Raw genomic sequence first — 16,379 nt, 5'->3', positions numbered from 1 at the left:
GTGTCCCCGCGCCCCGTGCCCTCGCCCCGCCGCCCTGCTTAGCGCTCCGGCGCTTCGGGAACAGCCCTGGCGTGACCACGCTACGCATCGAGGACTACGCGCTCATCGGCGATCTCCAGACCGCCGCCCTGGTCGGCAGGAACGGTTCCATCGACTGGCTGTGCCTCCCCCGCTTCGACTCGGCCGCCTGCTTCGCCGCGCTGCTCGGCAGCGAGGAGAACGGCCACTGGCGGATCGCCCCCACGGGCGCCGGGGACTGCACCCGGCGTGGCTATCTCGGCGAGACGCTGGTCCTTGAATCCGTGTGGGAGACCGGCACCGGCACGGTGAAGGTCATCGACTTCATGCCGCAGCGCGATCTCGCCCCCGACATCGTGCGGATCATCGAGGGCGTCAGCGGCTCGGTCGAGATGAGCGCCACCGTGCGGCTGCGCTTCGACTTCGGTTCCGTCGTCCCCTGGATGCGGCGCGCGGAGGGCCATCGGCTGGCGGTCGCGGGCCCCGACTCCGTATGGCTGCGCAGCGAGCCGGCGGTCAGGACCTGGGGGCAGCAGTTCAGCACCCGCTCGTCGTTCACCGTCGCCACGGGTGAGCGGGTCGCGTTCGTGCTCACCTGGCACCCCTCGCACGAGGAGCGCCCGCCGCGCGTCGACCCGTTCGAATCGCTGGCGCAGTGCCTGGACGACTGGGCGGAGTGGGCGGCGCGCTGCCGGTACGGAGGTCCGTACCGTGCCGCCGTCATGCGCTCCCTCATCACGCTCAAGGCGCTGACGTACGCTCCGACGGGCGGCATCGTCGCCGCGGCCACCACCTCCCTGCCGGAGCACCTGGGCGGTGTGCGCAACTGGGACTACCGCTACTGCTGGCTGCGCGACTCGACCCTGACGCTGGGCGCGCTGCTGTCGGCCGGTTATCTGGAGGAGGCGGCGGCCTGGCGGGACTGGCTGCTGCGCGCGGTCGCAGGCGATCCGGCCGACCTCCAGATCATGTACGGACTGGCGGGCGAACGGCGGCTGCCGGAGTGCGAGCTGCCCTGGCTGAGCGGATACGAGCGCTCAGCTCCGGTGCGTACCGGCAACAGCGCGGTCGACCAGCTCCAGCTCGATGTGTACGGGGAGGTCATCGACTCGCTCCATGTCGTGCGGGGGGCCGGTATTCCGCCGAAACTGCACGCCTGGCGGCTGGAGATGACGTTGCTGGACTTCCTGGAGTCGAAGTGGCGTGAGCCGGACGAGGGGCTGTGGGAGGTACGGGGAGGGCGCCGGCACTTCGTGCACTCCAAAGTGATGGCGTGGGTCGCCGCGGACCGGGCCGCGAAGACCCTGGAGAGAGACGCACGGCTCATCGGGGACCCGGACCGGTGGCGGGCGATGCGGGACGAGGTGCACCGGGAAGTGTGCGAGCGGGGGTACGACCCGGTGCGGAACACCTTTACGCAGTCGTACGGTTCCGCCGAGCTGGACGCGGCGACGCTGCTCATTCCACGGGTGGGGTTTCTGCCGCCGGACGATCCGCGGGTGATCGGTACGGTCGACGCGGTACGGGCGGAGCTGGGGCACGGCGGTCTGCTGCGCCGGTACAGCGGCGCGGCCGACGCGGATGAACTCGGGGGTGCGGACGGGCTCGTGGAGGTGGACGGGCTGCCGGGCGAGGAAGGGGCGTTCCTGGCCTGTTCGTTCTGGCTGGCCGACGCGCTGCATATGACGGGGCGTACGAAGGAGGCCAGGGAACTGTTCGAGCGGCTGCTCGCGCTGCGGAACGACGTGGGGCTGCTCTCCGAGGAGTACGACCCGGTGACGCGTCGCCATCTCGGCAACTTTCCCCAGGCGTTCAGCCATATCGGACTTGTGACGACCGCCCTGACGCTGGCCGGGGAGTGCACGGCAGGATAGGCCCATGGAGCTTGGGCTGAAAGACCGTGTCTATGTCATAACGGGTGCGTCGCGGGGGCTGGGCCGCGCGAGCGCGGAGGCACTGGTGGCGGACGGCGCGAAGGTCGTCGTCTCCGGGCGTGACGAGCAGCGTGTAGCGAAGGCCGCGGCGGCGATGGGCCCCGACGCGTACGGGGTGGCCGGGGACAACGCGGACCCGGAGCTGGCGGGGCATCTGATCGCGACGGCGCGGCGGGAGTTCGGGGGCTTCGACGGCATCCTCATCAGTGTCGGGGGCCCGCCGCCGGGGTCGCCCACGGGCAATACGGACGAGCAGTGGAGGGATTCGTTCGAGTCGGTCTTCCTCGGGGCGGTACGGCTGGCGCGCGAGGCGGCGGCGGAGCTGGGCGACGGGGGTGTCATCGGCTTCGTCCTGTCGGCCTCGGTCCACGAGACGATCCCGGGCCTGACGATCTCGAACGGCCTGCGGCCGGGGCTGGCGGGCTTCGCGAAGTCCCTGGCGTACGAGCTGGGTCCGCGCGGGATCAGGGTGCTGGGGCTGCTGCCGTACCGCATCGACACGGATCGTGTGCGTGAACTGGACGCGTTGTCGGGGGATGAGGAGGGGGCGCGGGCGGCGGCGAGCGCGCGCATACCGATGCGGCGGTACGGGCGGGCGGAGGAGTTCGGGAAAACTGCGGCGTTTCTGCTGTCGCCGGCGGCGTCGTATCTGACGGGCATCATGCTTCCGGTGGACGGCGGCGCCCGTCACGGCTTCTGACCCGCCCCATCCCGGGGCCTGCGCCCCGGGTGCCGCTCCGCCCCTGCCGGGTATGCCCCGTATGCCGCTGCGCGGGGCATCTCCCCGCCCCGCCCCATCCCGAACCGGGGGGTACGGGGCAGCGCCCGGTCCGCCGGACCGGCACACCGCACGGGCGGAGCGGGTTGCGGCGTCGGCTGCTTACACACGCTGACCGGCGGCATACCCGGCGCCGGACCTGGCCCGGCCCGGGTCAACCGCTCGTCGCTGTGCCGGGCGCGAGTCCGGGGCAGACCCATGCCTCGTGCTCAGCCGCCTTGACTCCTTATAGCTGGTCCCCCACGCCGGCTGGCTTCGGAGGATGCGTCCCGCCACCGTCCTTGATGTCCACCTCGCAGGTTCGTCGGTCGTAGGACTGGTCATTGGGGATCAACAGCACTCCGGCAACCTGCTCAGGGTGCTCAACGGCGAGCCACTCGTCGCCCGTGACGGCACCGTCGGGCCCGGGCCGCGCCCCGGACGAATAAACCGTCTGACACCCCAACGCCACGCGCTCCTGATCGACCGCGCAGGCGTCCACTCCAGGGCCGGATATGTCATCGGCGCCGTCGAAGCGGTAGCGGAAGTGGACCCGGTCCCCTTCGGAGGGCACCTGCGGGTGGGGCTGAAGGCGCCACTCAACAATCTCGGCGGTGACGCCGAGAAGCTGCCCCGACGTGTCCTCGACCTGCACCCTGACACCGGCCTCACCGCGCTCCGCCGTCGTGTCGGTGCAGCCCCAGGGGAAAGAGCAGCCGGACAGGGCGAGAATCACCAAAGCCAACGGGGCACCGGCAAGTACCCGTGCGGGAACCACTGAGATGACCTCCGGTCGGGGCGGGGCGGAGCAGTGTATCCCGGGCCGGCAAGGCCCCGCGTTCCGGGAAAGCGCCGCGCCGCGGCCGACGCCCGGCAGTGCGCCGGGGCGGGGGAAAGCACACGCAGCGGCGGGGACGGGTCAGGTGACTCGTTCTGGGGTGTGGCGGGCCGCGCGCAGGCGGACCTCCGCCGGGAACGACGACAGCCCCGACGACTCCTTCGCACGCGTCAGCGTCTCCGTCGCCAGACGGTTCAGCGACTCCGACGGCGACGCATGCGGCTCCAGCAGCAGCCGGATCCGCGCCGACGGCGCCGAACGGCGCCCCGTCAGGCGGACATTGGCGCGTGCCACGCCGTCCAGGGACTCCGCCTCGTCCGCCAGGACGCTCTCCATCGCGCGCCCCCGCAACAGCGCGCCCTGCCCGTCGCCGCTGTCGACCAGCACCTCCGCCAGCCGCGCCCGCCGCAGTTGGGCCAGCAGCCACCACACCGCCAGAACCACCAGCACCGCCAGGCCCCCGATGACGATCGGCCAGAACCAGGGGTCACTCCGGTACCGCGCGCGGTTCGCGTCGCTCAGCAGGACATCGTGCGGACTGTTGTACGGCCACCAGGCCGGCACCGCCCACCCCAGCCCCCGCGCCAGCACCCCGCCCCCCGCGCACAGCAGCGCCAGGCCGATCAGTGCCAGCAGTACGCGGTTCACCACCCGGATCATCCCGTCACCCCTTCTTCACCGGCCTGCGCACCCGTACCGTCAGCACCGGCGGCCTCGCCAGGCCCAGTTCGCCGATGCCGTTGGCCAGCACCTCGTCCAGGTCGGCCCGTACCGCGTCGAGTTCGCGGAAGTGGGAGAGGGCGCGCGCCGTCACCCGGGAGCGGCCCACCCGTACCCGCGCGGACTGCACCCCGGAGACCTCCATGGCCCGGTCGCGCAGCGCCAGCGCGGCGGCGTCCCGGTCGATCCCGGCCCGTACGTCCGTGATGCCCCGGCGCATCGGCAGCACCCGGCGCAGCCCCGGGGTGAGGGCGAGCACGATCAGCCACAGCCCGAGCGCCATCGCGACGCACGCGGCGACCAGGACCCAGGTGCTGTCGAGCGACCGCCCGGCCAGCTCGTCGGCGAGCCGACGGCGCCAGTACATCGCGGGCCGGCCCGCCCGTACCGCCGCGACGTCGTACAGCACCAACCCGCCGGCCCCCAGCACGACCAGGGCGGTCAGCGCCGCGGGGATACGGCGCGCGGACCAGAAGCGGCGGCCCTTGTGGTCCTCCTCGGGGGAGAGCGTCGGCCGGGGCTCGTACCGGGTCGCGGAGTCCGACTGGTCCAGCACCAGCGGACCGCCCCGCCCGCCGCCCCGCTCCGGCCCGCCCGGAGAACCGCTCACCGGCTCCCGGCCGGGCGCCCCCTCGGCCCCCGGCCCCTTCCCCGTATCGCTCATCGCACCCTCCCCAACGCCGTCAGCCGCGCCTGGACCGAGTGCAGCCGGTCCACCCGCACCACCACCTCCGGTACGTCCATCCCCGCCAGCGCCCGCACCCGCTGCGCGACCCGGGCCCGTACCGCACCGCACTGTTCCCCGATGTCGGACGGATAGTCCAGCTCGACCCCGACCCGTACGTACGCGATCCCGCGCTGCACCGTGACCGTGGCATGCGGCGGGGCGCCCCCTTCCGGCACACCCGTGGGAAGCGCCTCCCGCGCCGCCTGCGCGGCGATCTTGGCGACCACCCGGTCGGCGATCGTGGTCGCCCCCCGCTCACCGGCCACGACCCGTTCACCGGCCGGAAGCCGGTCACCCGCCATGCCGTCGGCCGTACCGCCGATCACGTCACCGGCCACCCACGTCACCGCCGCCGGTCGTCGCGGTCACGGCTGCGGAAGAAGTCGCCGGGTTCCAGATCGCCGTCGACGATCCGCCCGACCACAAAACCGATCGCGCCCAACGCGGCCACCAGCACAAAGGCCCCGAAGCCACCGAAGTATCCGGCGAATCCGAGCGCCATGCCGGCCAGCAGGCCGACCACCGCCATGCTCATCGTGCGCTCCCCTTCCCGCTCCGTGCCGTTTCCGGCTCCCGCGCCGCCACGGCGACACCGCCATGGCGGCCGGCCGGAAGCAGCGGCCTACTGGAGCCGCGTGTCCTGATCCTCGTCATCTTCCTCGTCGGGCAGCTTGACGTCGCTGACCGCGATATTGACCTCGACGACCTCGAGGCTCGTCATCCGCTCGACCGCCGAGATGACGTTCTCCCGCACGGCGGCGGCCACTTCGGTGATCGAGACCCCGTAGTCGACGACGACCTCCAGGTCGAGTGCCGTCTGCACTTCGCCGACCTCGGCCTTCACGCCCCGGCTGACGGACCTGGTGGTGCCGGGGACCCGCTCCCGTACCGCGCCGAACGTACGGGAGATACCGCTGCCCAGGGCATGCACACCCAGCACGTCACGGGCCGCGAGCCCGGCGATCTTCTCCACCACGCCATCGGCGATGGTGGTACGGCCACGGGTCGCCGGAGCGCCTCCACCGCGCTTGGTGACGGACGGCTTCCGCCCGTCCTCGCCCGGCAGTTCCTTGGCGGAGGGCGCCGACTGGTTGCGAGGGGTGGTGTCTGACATCGCCATTCATCCCTTCCGGGGCGGTGGTGGGACTCCGTTCCTCAGACTAGGCCCGCTTTCCCCGTACCGCGCCGTGGATGCGGCAGGCTGGAGGAATGACGACTGTGCGCGGTTCGGAGGGCTGGCAGACCGCGGTACGGCGGCTGCTCGGCCTGGGCAGACTGCTTCCGCTGGGCGGCGCCGAGGACGGCGCGTGGCTGGCGGAACGGGCGGCGGTGGCCGAGCTCCGGCGGGCCGCGGCCGGGCTGCCGGGCACGGTGCTCGGTACGGTACGGCTGTCGCTGGCCGACCCGGCCGCGGCGGAGCGGCCGGCCGTACCGCCGCCGCCCAGCGCGCTGCCACCGGGCGAGCTGCGGATCGAGGCGGAGTTCGGCGAGGCGTTCACGGACATGGCGGACGAGCCGCTGCCCGCCGTGGCCGGCCGGCTGCGCGCGACGCTGGCCGCGTGCGCGGTGGAGGGGCTGGGGCTGCGGGTGGCGGAGATCGACCTGCGGGTGACGGCCCTGCTGGACTCGCCACCGAAGCCACCGCAGGCACCGCAGGCACCGCAGGCACCAGAGACAGCGCAGGCACCGCAGGCACCGCAGGCACCGCAGGCACCGCAGGCACCGGAGGCACCGCAGGCACCGCAGGCACCGCAGGCACCGCAGGCACCGGAGCGTACGGCTGAACCCGTGGAGTCGCCCGCGGCCGCTTCCGGCGATGCCCCCGGAGTCCTCGACACGGCAGCCGCGGTGCCCGGCGTCGCCCGTCTCACCAGGACGCTGAGCGGCCGGGCGGCCGGCCTGCCCGGGCATGTCCTGGTCGAGGTGGCGACGGCGGCGGGGCACCATCCGCTGGAGGTGGCCCGGGCGGTACGGAAGGAGGTCGCCGCGTCCGCACCGGGCGGGCCGTCGGTGGCGGTGCTGGTCACGGCGGTGGACGTCACGCCCTGAGGAACCCGGCCCGTACGGACCGCACCGTACGGCCAGGCCAGCGGATGCGGGGACGCGTACCCCGAAGGACAATGGTGCAGGCCAGGCCGGGGGTCCTGCGCATACGCCGTACAGCCATGCTTCCGCCCATGCTCGTCCATGCTTCCGCGCGAGGAGGTACGAAGCCGATGGCCCGTCCCGCCCCGGAGGTGATCCCGCAGCCGGTGCTGAGCCCGCTGACCGGCGCGGCGATCTTCCTGGTGGTGACGGTCGACCCGGGCGGCGAACCGGTCGTACGGGAACTCCTCCCCGATCTGGCCGGACTCCAGCGCGCGGTCGGTTTCCGGGTTCCGGAAGGCCAGTTGAGCTGTGTCACCGGTTTTGGCTCCGAGGTCTGGGACCGGCTGTTCGGCGGGCCGCGCCCGGCAGGGCTGCACCCCTTCCGCGAACTCGTCGGAGCGACCGGCCACCGCGCGGTCGCCACCCCCGGTGATCTGCTCTTCCATGTCCGGGCCGCGCGGCTGGACCTCTGCTTCAGCCTCGCCGCGGCGATCATGGACCGGCTGCGCGGCGTGGTCACGGTCCGCGACGAGACGCATGGCTTCAAGTACTTCGACGTCCGCGACCTGCTGGGTTTTGTCGACGGGACCGAGAACCCGGTCGGCCCGGTGGCGCGGGCCTCGGTGCTGATCGGCGACGAGGACGCCGCGTTCGCCGGCGGAAGCTATGTGATCGTGCAGAAGTACACGCACGATCTGGACGCGTGGAACGCCCTGCCGGTCGAGGCGCAGGAGCTGGTGATCGGCCGTACGAAACTCGCCGACATCGAGCTGGCCGACGAGGACAAACCGGCCGATTCACATGTCGCGCTGAACACGATCACCGACCCGGACGGCACCGAACGGCAGATCCTCCGCGACAACATGCCGTTCGGCAGCGTGGGGAAGGGCGAGTTCGGCACGTACTTCATCGGTTACGCCCGTACCCCCGACGTCACCGAGAAGATGCTGGAGAACATGTTCCTCGGCAGTCCGCCGGCCACCCACGACCGGATCCTGGACTTCTCCACGGCCGTGACCGGGACGCTGTTCTTCGCGCCCAGCGCCGACTTCCTCGACGATCCGCCGGACCCGCCCGGCACGGAGGCCGCGGAGGCCGACGAGGCGGTCCGGGAAGCGGTACGCGTCGCTGACGGCCCGGTCACCGACGGCTCGCTCGGGATCGGCGACCTGAAGAGGAGCACCCCCGATGAAGAACCTGCACCGTGAACTCGCGCCCGTCTCCGACGCCGCCTGGGCGGATCTGGAGGAGGAGGCGCGGCGCACCTTCAAGCGCCATGTCGCCGCCCGCCGGATCGTCGACGTACCCGAGCCGGCCGGCTCCGGGATGGCGGCGGTCGGCACCGGCCGGCTCCGGGCCGTCGACCCGCCGGCCGACGGGGTCATCGCGCATACGCGCGTATCACGGCCGGTCGTCGAGCTGCGGGTGCCGTTCACGGTGGACCGCGCGGAGGTGGACGATGTCGAGCGCGGCGCGAAGGACGCGGACTGGCAGCCGGTGAAGGACGCCGCCCTGAAGATCGCGTTCGCCGAGGACCGGGCTGTCTTCGAGGGGTACGCGGCGGCGGGCATCGCGGGCATCCGGCAGAGCACCTCCCATCCGGAGCTGACCCTGCCGGCCGAGGTACGGGACTATCCAGACGCGATCAGCCAGGCGGTGTCGACCCTGCGGCTGGCGGGCGTGGGCGGCCCGTACACCCTGGCCCTGAGCGCCGACGCGTACACCGCCGTGAACGAGACCTCCGACCACGGCTATCCGGTACACAAGCACATCGACCGGGTGCTGGACGGCGAGATCATCTGGGCGCCCGCCATCGACGGAGCGTTCCTGCTGTCCACACGGGGCGGCGATTTCGAACTGCGGATCGGCCAGGACGTGTCGATCGGCTATCTCTCCCACGACGACACGAGCGTACGGCTCTACTTCCAGGAGACGCTGACCTTCCTGATGTACACGAGCGAGGCCGCGGTGGCACTCACCGCGACACCGCAACTGTGAGCAGGAGCCGCGCTTTTCGGGCCGAACCGGTCCGCTTTCGATCCATACCGGATGCGGGCTGTATCCGCCGCCTTCCGGGCCGTATCGATCAGTCCGTGAGGCCCGCCAGGTCACGCAGCCGCCGGGCCTGCGACGCGCGCTCGGCCGTACGCTGCTCGTCGAAGGAGCGGCCCATGGCGCCCCGGAGCAGCGCCTTGGTCTCGATCACGGCGTCCCTGGGCGCGGCCAGCAGCGCCCCCGCCAGATCCTGGACGGTGGCGTCGAGTTCGTCGACGGGCACCACGAGATTGGCCAGCCCGGTACGTTCCGCCTCCTCGGCGTGCACGAAGCGGCCCGTGGCGCAGATCTCCAGCGCACGGGCATAGCCGACGAGCCTCACCAGCGGATGGGTGCCGGTGAGATCGGGAACCAGACCAAGACTCGTCTCGCGCATGGCGAACTGCACGTCCGACGCGACGACCCGGAGATCGCACGCGAGGGCGAGCTGGAAACCGGCGCCGATCGCATGTCCCTGGACGGCCGCGATCGACACGATGTCATTGCGGCGCAGCCAGACGAAGCCCTCCTGGTACGAGGCGATGGCCGCGTCGAGATCGGCGTCGGACCCCCGGGCCAGCTCCAGGAAGGACGGCTCCCCGTCGAACCCCTCGGGCGTGAACGCCTGCCGGTCGAGGCCCGCGGAGAAGGACTTGCCCTCACCGCGCACCACCACGACCCGCACGCTGCCCGGCAGTGACCGGCCGGCCTGTGTCAACGCCCGCCACAGAGCGGGAGACTGGGCGTTGCGCTTGTCCGGAACGGTCAGGGTCACCGTGGCAACCGCGTCCTCGACGGTGAGCCGTACGCCGTCCTTGTCGAGCACTGGTCCGTGATGTGGTTCGAGCGAAGTCATACAGGCGCCTCCGGTTCGGACAGTCAGCACAGGGAGCTGAGTGACTGCACAGTAACCACCTGGGCGACCATGTGATCGACCCGGGTGGCCACCGTCCGAACCGGTGGCCGGGAGGAGCGCACCCGGCGCGTCAGGCCGACGTGGCCTTCTTGCCTCTCGTCGCTCCGCCGCGTCCCCGCAGCGTGACTCCGGACTCACTGAGCATCCGGTGAACGAATCCATAGGAGCGGCCCGTTTCCTCGGCCAGCGCCCGGATGCTCGCACCGTTGTCGTACTTCTTCTTCAGGTCTGCCGCGAGCTTGTCACGCGCGGCGCCGGTCACCCGGCTGCCCTTCTTCAGAGTCTCGGCCACCCGTGCCTCCTCATGGGAAGTGCGCTCTGGACTTCTCATGATCACCCCTTACGGGCCTCCTGGCCACCCATTCGGCAAGGTCCGTACGACAAGCTTTGGCAGAGTTCAAGCTTCCCGCAGGACCGGAATCCCCGGTTCCGGTCCTGCCCGTACCTACCGGTGCCCCGCATACGGGTCGAAGTGCCAGGTCAGGGGCGTGCGCCAAGAGGCGGGGCAGATGATGTGACAGAGAGCACTCTTCGTCGCGCGGCACGCCGGGAGTACGAGACGTCCTCACACAGATGATGGATCACCGCTGAGCCGAATGATCCATACGCAGTCGATCACGGTCCGGAGCACGGTCCGGATCGCCAGATGGATCACCGTACGGCCAGGTCTCCATACGGTCGGATCACCGCACGGCCGGGGCCGGGGCCGCGCAACACCGTGCGGATACGTTCACGCGCGGGCCCGTACGGTCACGCCAGGGCGACCAGATCCGCGTAGTCGGCGCCCCAGAGGTCCTCGACGCCGTCGGGCAGCAGGATGATCCGCTCCGGCTCCAGCGCGTGGACCGCGCCCTCGTCGTGGGTGACGAGGATGACCGCGCCCTTGTAGGTGCGCAGCGCGCCGAGGATCTCCTCGCGGCTGGCCGGGTCCAGGTTGTTCGTCGGCTCGTCGAGCAGCAGCACATTGGCGGAGGAGACGACCAGGGTGGCCAGCGCGAGCCGGGTCTTCTCGCCGCCGGAGAGCACCCCGGCGGGCTTGTCGACGTCGTCGCCGGAGAAGAGGAAGGAACCGAGTGTCTTGCGGACCTCGACCAGATCGAGATCGGGCGCGGAGGAGCGCATGTTCTCCAGGACCGAGCGCTCGGGGTCGAGCGTCTCGTGCTCCTGGGCGTAGTAGCCGAGCTTGAGGCCGTGGCCCGGGGTGACCCGTCCGGTGTCCGGCTTCTCGACGCCGGCCAGCAGCCGGAGCAGGGTGGTCTTGCCGGCGCCGTTGAGGCCCAGGATGACGACCCGGGAGCCCTTGTCGATGGCGAGATCCACATCGGTGAAGATCTCCAGCGAGCCGTACGACTTCGACAGGCCCTCGGCGGTCAGCGGGGTCTTGCCGCAGGGCGCGGGTTCGGGGAAGCGCAGCTTGGCGACCTTGTCGGACTGGCGCACCTCCTCCAGTCCCGAGAGCAGCCGCTCGGCCCTGCGGGCCATGTTCTGCGCGGCGACGGTCTTGGTGGCCTTGGCGCGCATCTTGTCGGCCTGGGAGTTGAGGGCGGCGGCCTTCTTCTCCGCGTTGGCGCGCTCGCGCTTGCGGCGCTTCTCGTCGGCCTCGCGCTGCTGCTGGTACAGCTTCCAGCCCATGTTGTACACATCGATCTGGGAGCGGTTGGCGTCCAGATAGAAGACCTTGTTGACGACGGTCTCGACCAGCTCGACATCGTGGGAGATCACGATGAAGCCACCCCGGTAAGTCTTGAGGTAGTCGCGCAGCCAGATGATGGAGTCCGCGTCGAGGTGGTTGGTCGGCTCGTCGAGGAGCAGGGTGTCGGCGTCCGAGAAGAGGATCCGCGCCAGCTCGACCCGGCGGCGCTGACCGCCGGAGAGGGTGTGGAGGGGCTGGCCGAGGACCCGGTCGGGCAGGCCGAGCGCGGCGGCGATGGTGGCGGCCTCGGCCTCGGCGGCGTATCCGCCCTTGGTGAGGAACTCCGTCTCCAGCCGCTCGTACTTCTTCATCGCCTTCTCGCGGGTGGCGCCCTTGCCGTTCGCCATCCGGTCCTCGTTCTCGCGCATCTTCCTTAGTACGGAGTCGAGTTCACGCGCGGAGAGGATGCGGTCGCGGGCGAGGACGTCGAGGTCTCCGGTGCGCGGGTCCTGCGGCAGATAGCCGACTTCCCCGGAGCGGGTGATGGTGCCGGCGGCGGGCATGCCTTCGCCCGCGAGGCACTTGGTGAGGGTGGTCTTGCCCGCTCCGTTGCGGCCGACGAGACCGATGCGGTCTCCCTTGGCGACACGGAACGAGGCGGATTCGATGAGGACTCGGGCGCCGGCGCGCAGCTCTACGCCGGTTGCGGTGATCACGGAAAGACTCCAGGGCGGTGTGGACGGCGGAAGAGAGCAGGCGGAGGGATTCTTCGACGCCGGCTAATGCACAAGGAGAAATGCCATGCGGGCCAGTCTAACCGTGCTGCGCAACTGCTTTCCGCTGCCCGGCTTCGGGCAGCTCCGGCGGGCGGTGGCCCGGGAGATCGTTGCCGAGGGGGGTACGTCCGGGCACGATCCTGCCGAGTCCGTCGACGGCCTTGAGTTCCGCGGTCCACGCGGCGTTCCCGGCACACGGCTGGGCGATGAGCAGGGCCCCGCCCGTACGGACATGACGCCCGGGGTCGAAGGCGCAGCCGCGGGCGGCGGGCAGCACCCAGCGCAGATCGCCGTCCTCGGTGCGGTACGCGGTGATGCGCTCGGGGGCGACGACGGCGAGCATCCGGGCTTCGGGGTCGAGGAGCTGGAGCACTCCGGTGCCGCGGCCGGGGGCGGCGGCCAGCCAGTCGGCGAGGCCGGGGAGGGCGCGGTGCCAGCGGACGGCCCGGCCGGTGGCGCTCTCGGTGTCGGTGACGAGGCCGTCGTTCCAGAGGGCGAAGGCGTGGCCGGGCGCGGCGGCGACGGCGAGGGGGCGGCGGCCGGAGCGCTCGTGGACCCAGCGCAGGGCGCCGGAGCGGCGGTCGTGGGCTTCGACGCGGGGGCCCACGGCGCGCAGGACGGGGTCCTGGCCGGAGGGCGGTGCGGGGGCCGCGGCGGGGCGTGAGGTGAGGCGGTCGCCGAAGGGGGCCTGGCGGGACTGGTGGGCCGCGGTCACCAGGGGCAGGGCCAGCAGGGCGGGGACGACGGCGAGCGCGAGCCGGACGCCGCGCCGGGGGCCGCGGCGACGCCGGGCTGGGGGTGTGACGGCCTGTGGGGCGTCCGGGGCTTCGGCGGGGAGCCGGGTGTGCGGGGCGGGCGGCAGGACGGTCGGCGCCGTGGTCGTGGACGGAACGGTCACTGTTCCCCCGGTCCCTGTTCGCTCTTCGGTTCGTCGCCGGTGCCCGACCGCTCTTCCGGTACCGGCGGTGCTTTCGGCACCGGCGGTACCAGCGGTCTCGATCAGCGCGAGCGTAGCCAGGTGCGGCCAGGACCGGGCAAGGACCGGCCGCGACACGGCGGGCCCTGCCCGGCACATCCCCCATTCGGCCTAATTGTCGGTGGTGGGTGCCAGACTCGGATCCATGGTGAGAACTGAGATCCACGTCACAGCCGGGCCCGTGGACGGGGCGCGGACATTACCCCGTCGCGCGGGCCGCGGGCCGGGCTCCGGCCGCCGCGCGGGCGACGGGTCAGGAGCCTCCGGTGTGCACCTGGAAGGCCGCCCGGCGCACGGCCTTGGCAAGAGCCGGGTCCGGATGCGCGGCGGCCAGGGCGACGAGGACCTGGACGGTGCGAGGGTGCCCGACGGCCCGTACCTCGTCCAGCAGGGCGGGCACATTGCCCTGCACGGCCGAGTCCAGGTGACGGACCAGCAGATCGCTCTCGCCGTGGTCGGCGACGGCCGCCGCGGTGTCCACCCAGAGCCAGGTCGACTCCTCGCGGGTGAGCACGTCGGCGGCGTCCTCGGGGTCGGCGCCCTCGTACTCCGCCAGCCAGAGCAGGGCATAGGGGCGCAGCGAGGACTCCTCAGCCGCGGCCCGTACGCCGGCCTCGGCGGGCGCGCCGACGACGCGCAGCGCCTCGAAGGCCAGCCCGCGCAGCAGCGCGTCCTCGCCGCGGGCGACGGTGAGGAGTTCCGTGACGGCGCTGCCGACGGTACGTGCGGCGAGCCAGGCGCGGTATTCGGCGCGGGCGGGTCCGGGGGTGAGCCGGGCGCAGCCGCGCAGCATGTGCTGGGCGGACTGTTCGATATTGCCCGCGGGGCTCTGGGCGGCGACGCAGATCTGCTCCAGCTTGACCCAGACCGCCCAGTTGCCGAGCGGAGTGAGGGTCGCCTGCCCCTCTCCCAGGGTCAGTGCGCCGACGGCGGCCAGGCCTTCGAGGGCCCAGTCGAGGAGCGGGGGGAGGAGGAGCTCGTCAGGGGGTCCTGGGGCGGGCTCGGCGGGGTCGGGCTGCGGCCCGTAGGGGACCTCGCAGCGCTCCTCGTGGAGTTCCGCGACGCGCTGCCGCAGCAGGTCGAGCAGGGCCGGCACGAGCACGGGCCCGTTCGAGAGCTGGAGCAGGGAGAGCACCTGGGGGACGGCTTCGACGACCTCGGCGACCGTGGCGGCGGCGACGTCGTCCGGGGCCGGGTGGACGAGCGACCAGGCGTCGAGGAGGGCCACCCAGCCGCGCTGGACGGCGCTGTCGTCGCGGTCCCAGGCCTGGAGGCGCCAGCCGGGCCGTACGGTGCCGCCGTGCAGCTCGACGAGTCCGGCCAGCCGGGCGCGGTCCCATCCCGTGCGCACCTGGTCCGGGGTCAGCTCCAGCGCGTCCGCGGCCCGTTCCTGGGCGGCCGCGTCGAAGGGTCCGGTGCCCGGGCCGCGGTCGACGGCCGCCCAGCGGGCGATCCGTACCGCGTCGGCGAGGACCTCCCTCGCCTGGCGGGCCAGCTCCGCCGCGGGCGGAGTGCCCTCGGGCGGCCTGGGCGCCGGACGGCTGCGTCCGTCGGTCACGGCCCGTCGTGCCGTGGTCAACGGCCGGGGGCGGACGAGTCGGAGTCTGGAGTTGCGCGCCAATTGCTCATCAGGCTTTCGGGACGTCACAGGGGCAGTCTTCCCGGTGACCGCCCGAAAGCCCAAACGGAACCTGTCCTGTCGGTACCGGATCGGGGCGGGGGCGTCCCGCGCGGGTGTCCCGGGTGGGTACGGAAGGGACGCAAGAGGCCTGTTGGGCGGCTACATGAGGGGTACGAGGAAGCGGCGGAGGGCCTCCTCGTAGCCGGTCGGATCCGCATTCCACATCGCCGCGTGCGGAGCGTGCGCCACGGCGTGCAGACCGATCAGTCCCGGGCGCAGGGCGGCGAGTTCACGGGAGGGGTCCCAGGAGGCGAGGGTGTCGTCGGGGCCGTGGATGATCAGCGTCGGGACATGGAGCTGGCGGGGGTCGGCGGCCTGGAGCAGCCGGTCGCCGTGGAGTCCGGTCCTGCCCTGCGCGGCTCTGACGGCGAGGGGCAGCAGCGGGTTGGGGGTGCGGCGGGCGGTGGCCAGGGCCCGCAGGGTGGCCTCCCAGTCCAGTACGGGCGAGTCGAGCACGAGCCCGGAGACGCGCTCGCTGTGCGCGGAGTTGGCGGCGGCGTGCAGGGCCATCGCGGCTCCGGTGGACCAGCCGTACAGGATGAGCCGCTCCGCGCCGTAGCGGACGGCGTAGCGGATCGCCGCGTCGAGGTCGCGCCACTCGGAGTCGCCGAGATGCCCGAGGCCGTCCGGGGAGCGGGGGGCGCCGGGGTCGCCGCGGTAGGTGATGTCGAGGACGGGGACCTGGAGCCCGGCCAGCAGCTCCATCACATTCAGCGGGTGCTCGCGGGTGGTGCCCAGACCGTGCACGGTGATCAGCCAGGTGTCGCGTGCTCCGGGGACGAACCAGGCGGGCAGGAAGCCCAGTTCGCCAGGGATCCGCTCGTCGCGGAAGTCGAGGCCCAGGGCGGTGGTGGGGTCGCCGGTGTGGACCTGCGGGGTCATCCGGACGCGCGAGCCGGGGACGAGGATGCCGTGGCCGACGCGCTCCAGTCTCCGTACGACGGTGTCCGCGGCGTGCGGGACGCCCTCCAGGACCGGTCCGACGACGGCGTGCAGGCCCCGGCTCTCGATGCCGTACACACCGGGGCGCAGGGAGGCGAGACAGCGGGTGAGGGTGATCTGCCCGGCGGCCGTGGCGTGCACGGTCAGGCGCGGGTCGCCGGGCAGGGGCCGCCCGGGCGAGGCCTTGAGCGCGGCGTCACCGGCGAGCCGGCCGGCCGCGACCGCGGCCGCGCCGACGCCGATCACGGTGGAGACGGCCGCTGCCGTCGCTGTAGCCGGGCGCACGGTCCCAGTGTCGTCACCGCCGCCCGCCCCGGCCACCGGGCGCGTCCGTCGGGG

The 16,379-nt window shown here is 72.4% G+C and carries 17 protein-coding genes; 5 read left to right on the top strand and 12 right to left on the bottom strand.

Translation table 11 applies throughout. From position 1 onward, the window contains the following. Window positions 1–71: 71 nt before the first annotated feature. Together KQY30_RS28170 and KQY30_RS28165 are read left to right on the top strand one after the other, a co-directional pair. Window positions 72–1,892 (top strand): glycoside hydrolase family 15 protein, encoded by a 1,821-nt coding sequence (locus KQY30_RS28170; RefSeq protein ID WP_217309252.1) that lies wholly within the window; start codon window positions 72–74, stop codon window positions 1,890–1,892. 4 nt (window positions 1,893–1,896) lie between these two features. Beyond that, a complete protein-coding gene (locus tag KQY30_RS28165; protein WP_217309251.1) occupies window positions 1,897–2,652 on the top strand; it encodes an SDR family oxidoreductase in 756 nt (251 codons plus the stop codon). 304 nt (window positions 2,653–2,956) lie between these two features. Here KQY30_RS28165 and KQY30_RS28160 read toward each other — a convergent pair whose 3' ends face one another. The 6 genes from KQY30_RS28160 to KQY30_RS28135 all read right to left on the bottom strand — a co-directional run bounded on the left by KQY30_RS28160 (window position 2,957) and on the right by KQY30_RS28135 (window position 6,108). Next, window positions 2,957–3,487: a hypothetical protein gene (locus KQY30_RS28160; RefSeq protein WP_217309250.1), complete on the bottom strand. Its 531-nt coding sequence runs from the start codon at window positions 3,485–3,487 to the stop codon at window positions 2,957–2,959. A 141-nt stretch (window positions 3,488–3,628) separates the two neighbouring features. After that, entirely contained in the window at window positions 3,629–4,207 is a 579-nt protein-coding gene (amaP, locus tag KQY30_RS28155; protein ID WP_217309249.1) for an alkaline shock response membrane anchor protein AmaP, read from the bottom strand. A 4-nt stretch (window positions 4,208–4,211) separates the two neighbouring features. Next, a complete protein-coding gene (locus KQY30_RS28150) occupies window positions 4,212–4,931 on the bottom strand; it encodes a DUF6286 domain-containing protein (protein ID WP_254407358.1) in 720 nt (239 codons plus the stop codon). Next, complete coding sequence (locus KQY30_RS28145; RefSeq protein ID WP_217311369.1) at window positions 4,928–5,296, bottom strand: Asp23/Gls24 family envelope stress response protein; 369 nt, start codon at window positions 5,294–5,296, stop codon at window positions 4,928–4,930. The genes KQY30_RS28150 and KQY30_RS28145 overlap by 4 nt, the downstream gene beginning before the upstream one ends. 41 nt (window positions 5,297–5,337) lie before the next feature. Beyond that, window positions 5,338–5,529 carry a hypothetical protein gene (locus KQY30_RS28140; RefSeq protein WP_217309248.1) on the bottom strand — a complete coding sequence of 64 codons (192 nt, stop codon included), beginning with the start codon at window positions 5,527–5,529 and terminating at the stop codon, window positions 5,338–5,340. Window positions 5,530–5,616: 87 nt separating this feature from the next. Continuing rightward, window positions 5,617–6,108 carry an Asp23/Gls24 family envelope stress response protein gene (locus tag KQY30_RS28135; RefSeq protein ID WP_046508700.1) on the bottom strand — a complete coding sequence of 164 codons (492 nt, stop codon included), beginning with the start codon at window positions 6,106–6,108 and terminating at the stop codon, window positions 5,617–5,619. Window positions 6,109–6,203: 95 nt separating this feature from the next. Here KQY30_RS28135 and KQY30_RS28130 point away from each other — a divergent pair, with 95 nt between their 5' ends. From KQY30_RS28130 to KQY30_RS28120, 3 genes are all read left to right on the top strand, one after another. Continuing rightward, the gene (locus KQY30_RS28130) at window positions 6,204–7,043 is read left to right on the top strand and encodes a nucleopolyhedrovirus P10 family protein (protein ID WP_217309247.1); all 840 of its coding nucleotides are present in this window, start codon (window positions 6,204–6,206) and stop codon (window positions 7,041–7,043) included. Window positions 7,044–7,210: 167 nt separating this feature from the next. Then, window positions 7,211–8,290 (top strand): Dyp-type peroxidase, encoded by a 1,080-nt coding sequence (locus tag KQY30_RS28125; protein ID WP_217309246.1) that lies wholly within the window; start codon window positions 7,211–7,213, stop codon window positions 8,288–8,290. After that, complete coding sequence (locus tag KQY30_RS28120) at window positions 8,271–9,080, top strand: family 1 encapsulin nanocompartment shell protein (RefSeq protein WP_217309245.1); 810 nt, start codon at window positions 8,271–8,273, stop codon at window positions 9,078–9,080. Before KQY30_RS28125 ends, KQY30_RS28120 begins: the two co-directional genes overlap by 20 nt. 88 nt (window positions 9,081–9,168) lie before the next feature. Here KQY30_RS28120 and KQY30_RS28115 read toward each other — a convergent pair whose 3' ends face one another. From KQY30_RS28115 to KQY30_RS28090, 6 genes are all read right to left on the bottom strand, one after another. Further along, window positions 9,169–9,972 carry an enoyl-CoA hydratase/isomerase family protein gene (locus tag KQY30_RS28115; RefSeq protein WP_217309244.1) on the bottom strand — a complete coding sequence of 268 codons (804 nt, stop codon included), beginning with the start codon at window positions 9,970–9,972 and terminating at the stop codon, window positions 9,169–9,171. A 130-nt stretch (window positions 9,973–10,102) separates the two neighbouring features. After that, on the bottom strand, window positions 10,103–10,324 hold the full coding sequence (locus KQY30_RS28110) for a helix-turn-helix domain-containing protein (protein ID WP_046508694.1): 222 nt from the start codon (window positions 10,322–10,324) through the stop codon (window positions 10,103–10,105). 458 nt (window positions 10,325–10,782) lie between these two features. Continuing rightward, the gene (locus tag KQY30_RS28105) at window positions 10,783–12,381 is read right to left on the bottom strand and encodes an ABC-F family ATP-binding cassette domain-containing protein (protein WP_217309243.1); all 1,599 of its coding nucleotides are present in this window, start codon (window positions 12,379–12,381) and stop codon (window positions 10,783–10,785) included. A 97-nt stretch (window positions 12,382–12,478) separates the two neighbouring features. After that, a complete protein-coding gene (locus tag KQY30_RS28100) occupies window positions 12,479–13,339 on the bottom strand; it encodes a hypothetical protein (RefSeq protein ID WP_254407357.1) in 861 nt (286 codons plus the stop codon). Between the two features lie 331 nt (window positions 13,340–13,670). Further along, window positions 13,671–14,975: a hypothetical protein gene (locus tag KQY30_RS28095; RefSeq protein WP_254407356.1), complete on the bottom strand. Its 1,305-nt coding sequence runs from the start codon at window positions 14,973–14,975 to the stop codon at window positions 13,671–13,673. A gap of 222 nt (window positions 14,976–15,197) precedes the next feature. Beyond that, window positions 15,198–16,325, bottom strand: coding sequence for an alpha/beta hydrolase (locus KQY30_RS28090; protein WP_217309241.1), 1,128 nt, complete (start codon window positions 16,323–16,325; stop codon window positions 15,198–15,200). Window positions 16,326–16,379 lie beyond the last annotated feature (54 nt).

Source organism: Streptomyces sp. GMY02, from assembly GCF_019056675.1.
In the GTDB taxonomy this organism is placed as follows: Bacteria; Actinomycetota; Actinomycetes; order Streptomycetales; family Streptomycetaceae; genus Streptomyces; species Streptomyces odonnellii.
The sequence above is the reverse complement of the archived record's forward strand: the minus strand, read 5'-3'. Positions and strand labels throughout refer to the sequence as shown.

Excerpts from the sequence above, each read along its gene's own strand:
- KQY30_RS28145 (WP_217311369.1), bottom strand. The coding sequence starts at position 5,296 with ATGGCGGGTGACCGGCTTCCGGCCGGTGAACGGGTCGTGGCCGGTGAG.
- KQY30_RS28115 (WP_217309244.1), bottom strand. The coding sequence starts at position 9,972 with ATGACTTCGCTCGAACCACATCACGGACCAGTGCTCGACAAGGACGGC.
- KQY30_RS28140 (WP_217309248.1), bottom strand. The coding sequence starts at position 5,529 with ATGAGCATGGCGGTGGTCGGCCTGCTGGCCGGCATGGCGCTCGGATTC.
- KQY30_RS28150 (WP_254407358.1), bottom strand. The coding sequence starts at position 4,931 with ATGAGCGATACGGGGAAGGGGCCGGGGGCCGAGGGGGCGCCCGGCCGG.
- KQY30_RS28125 (WP_217309246.1), top strand. The coding sequence starts at position 7,211 with ATGGCCCGTCCCGCCCCGGAGGTGATCCCGCAGCCGGTGCTGAGCCCG.
- amaP (WP_217309249.1), bottom strand. The coding sequence starts at position 4,207 with ATGATCCGGGTGGTGAACCGCGTACTGCTGGCACTGATCGGCCTGGCG.
- KQY30_RS28165 (WP_217309251.1), top strand. The coding sequence starts at position 1,897 with ATGGAGCTTGGGCTGAAAGACCGTGTCTATGTCATAACGGGTGCGTCG.
- KQY30_RS28130 (WP_217309247.1), top strand. The coding sequence starts at position 6,204 with ATGACGACTGTGCGCGGTTCGGAGGGCTGGCAGACCGCGGTACGGCGG.
- KQY30_RS28135 (WP_046508700.1), bottom strand. The coding sequence starts at position 6,108 with ATGTCAGACACCACCCCTCGCAACCAGTCGGCGCCCTCCGCCAAGGAA.
- KQY30_RS28120 (WP_217309245.1), top strand. The coding sequence starts at position 8,271 with ATGAAGAACCTGCACCGTGAACTCGCGCCCGTCTCCGACGCCGCCTGG.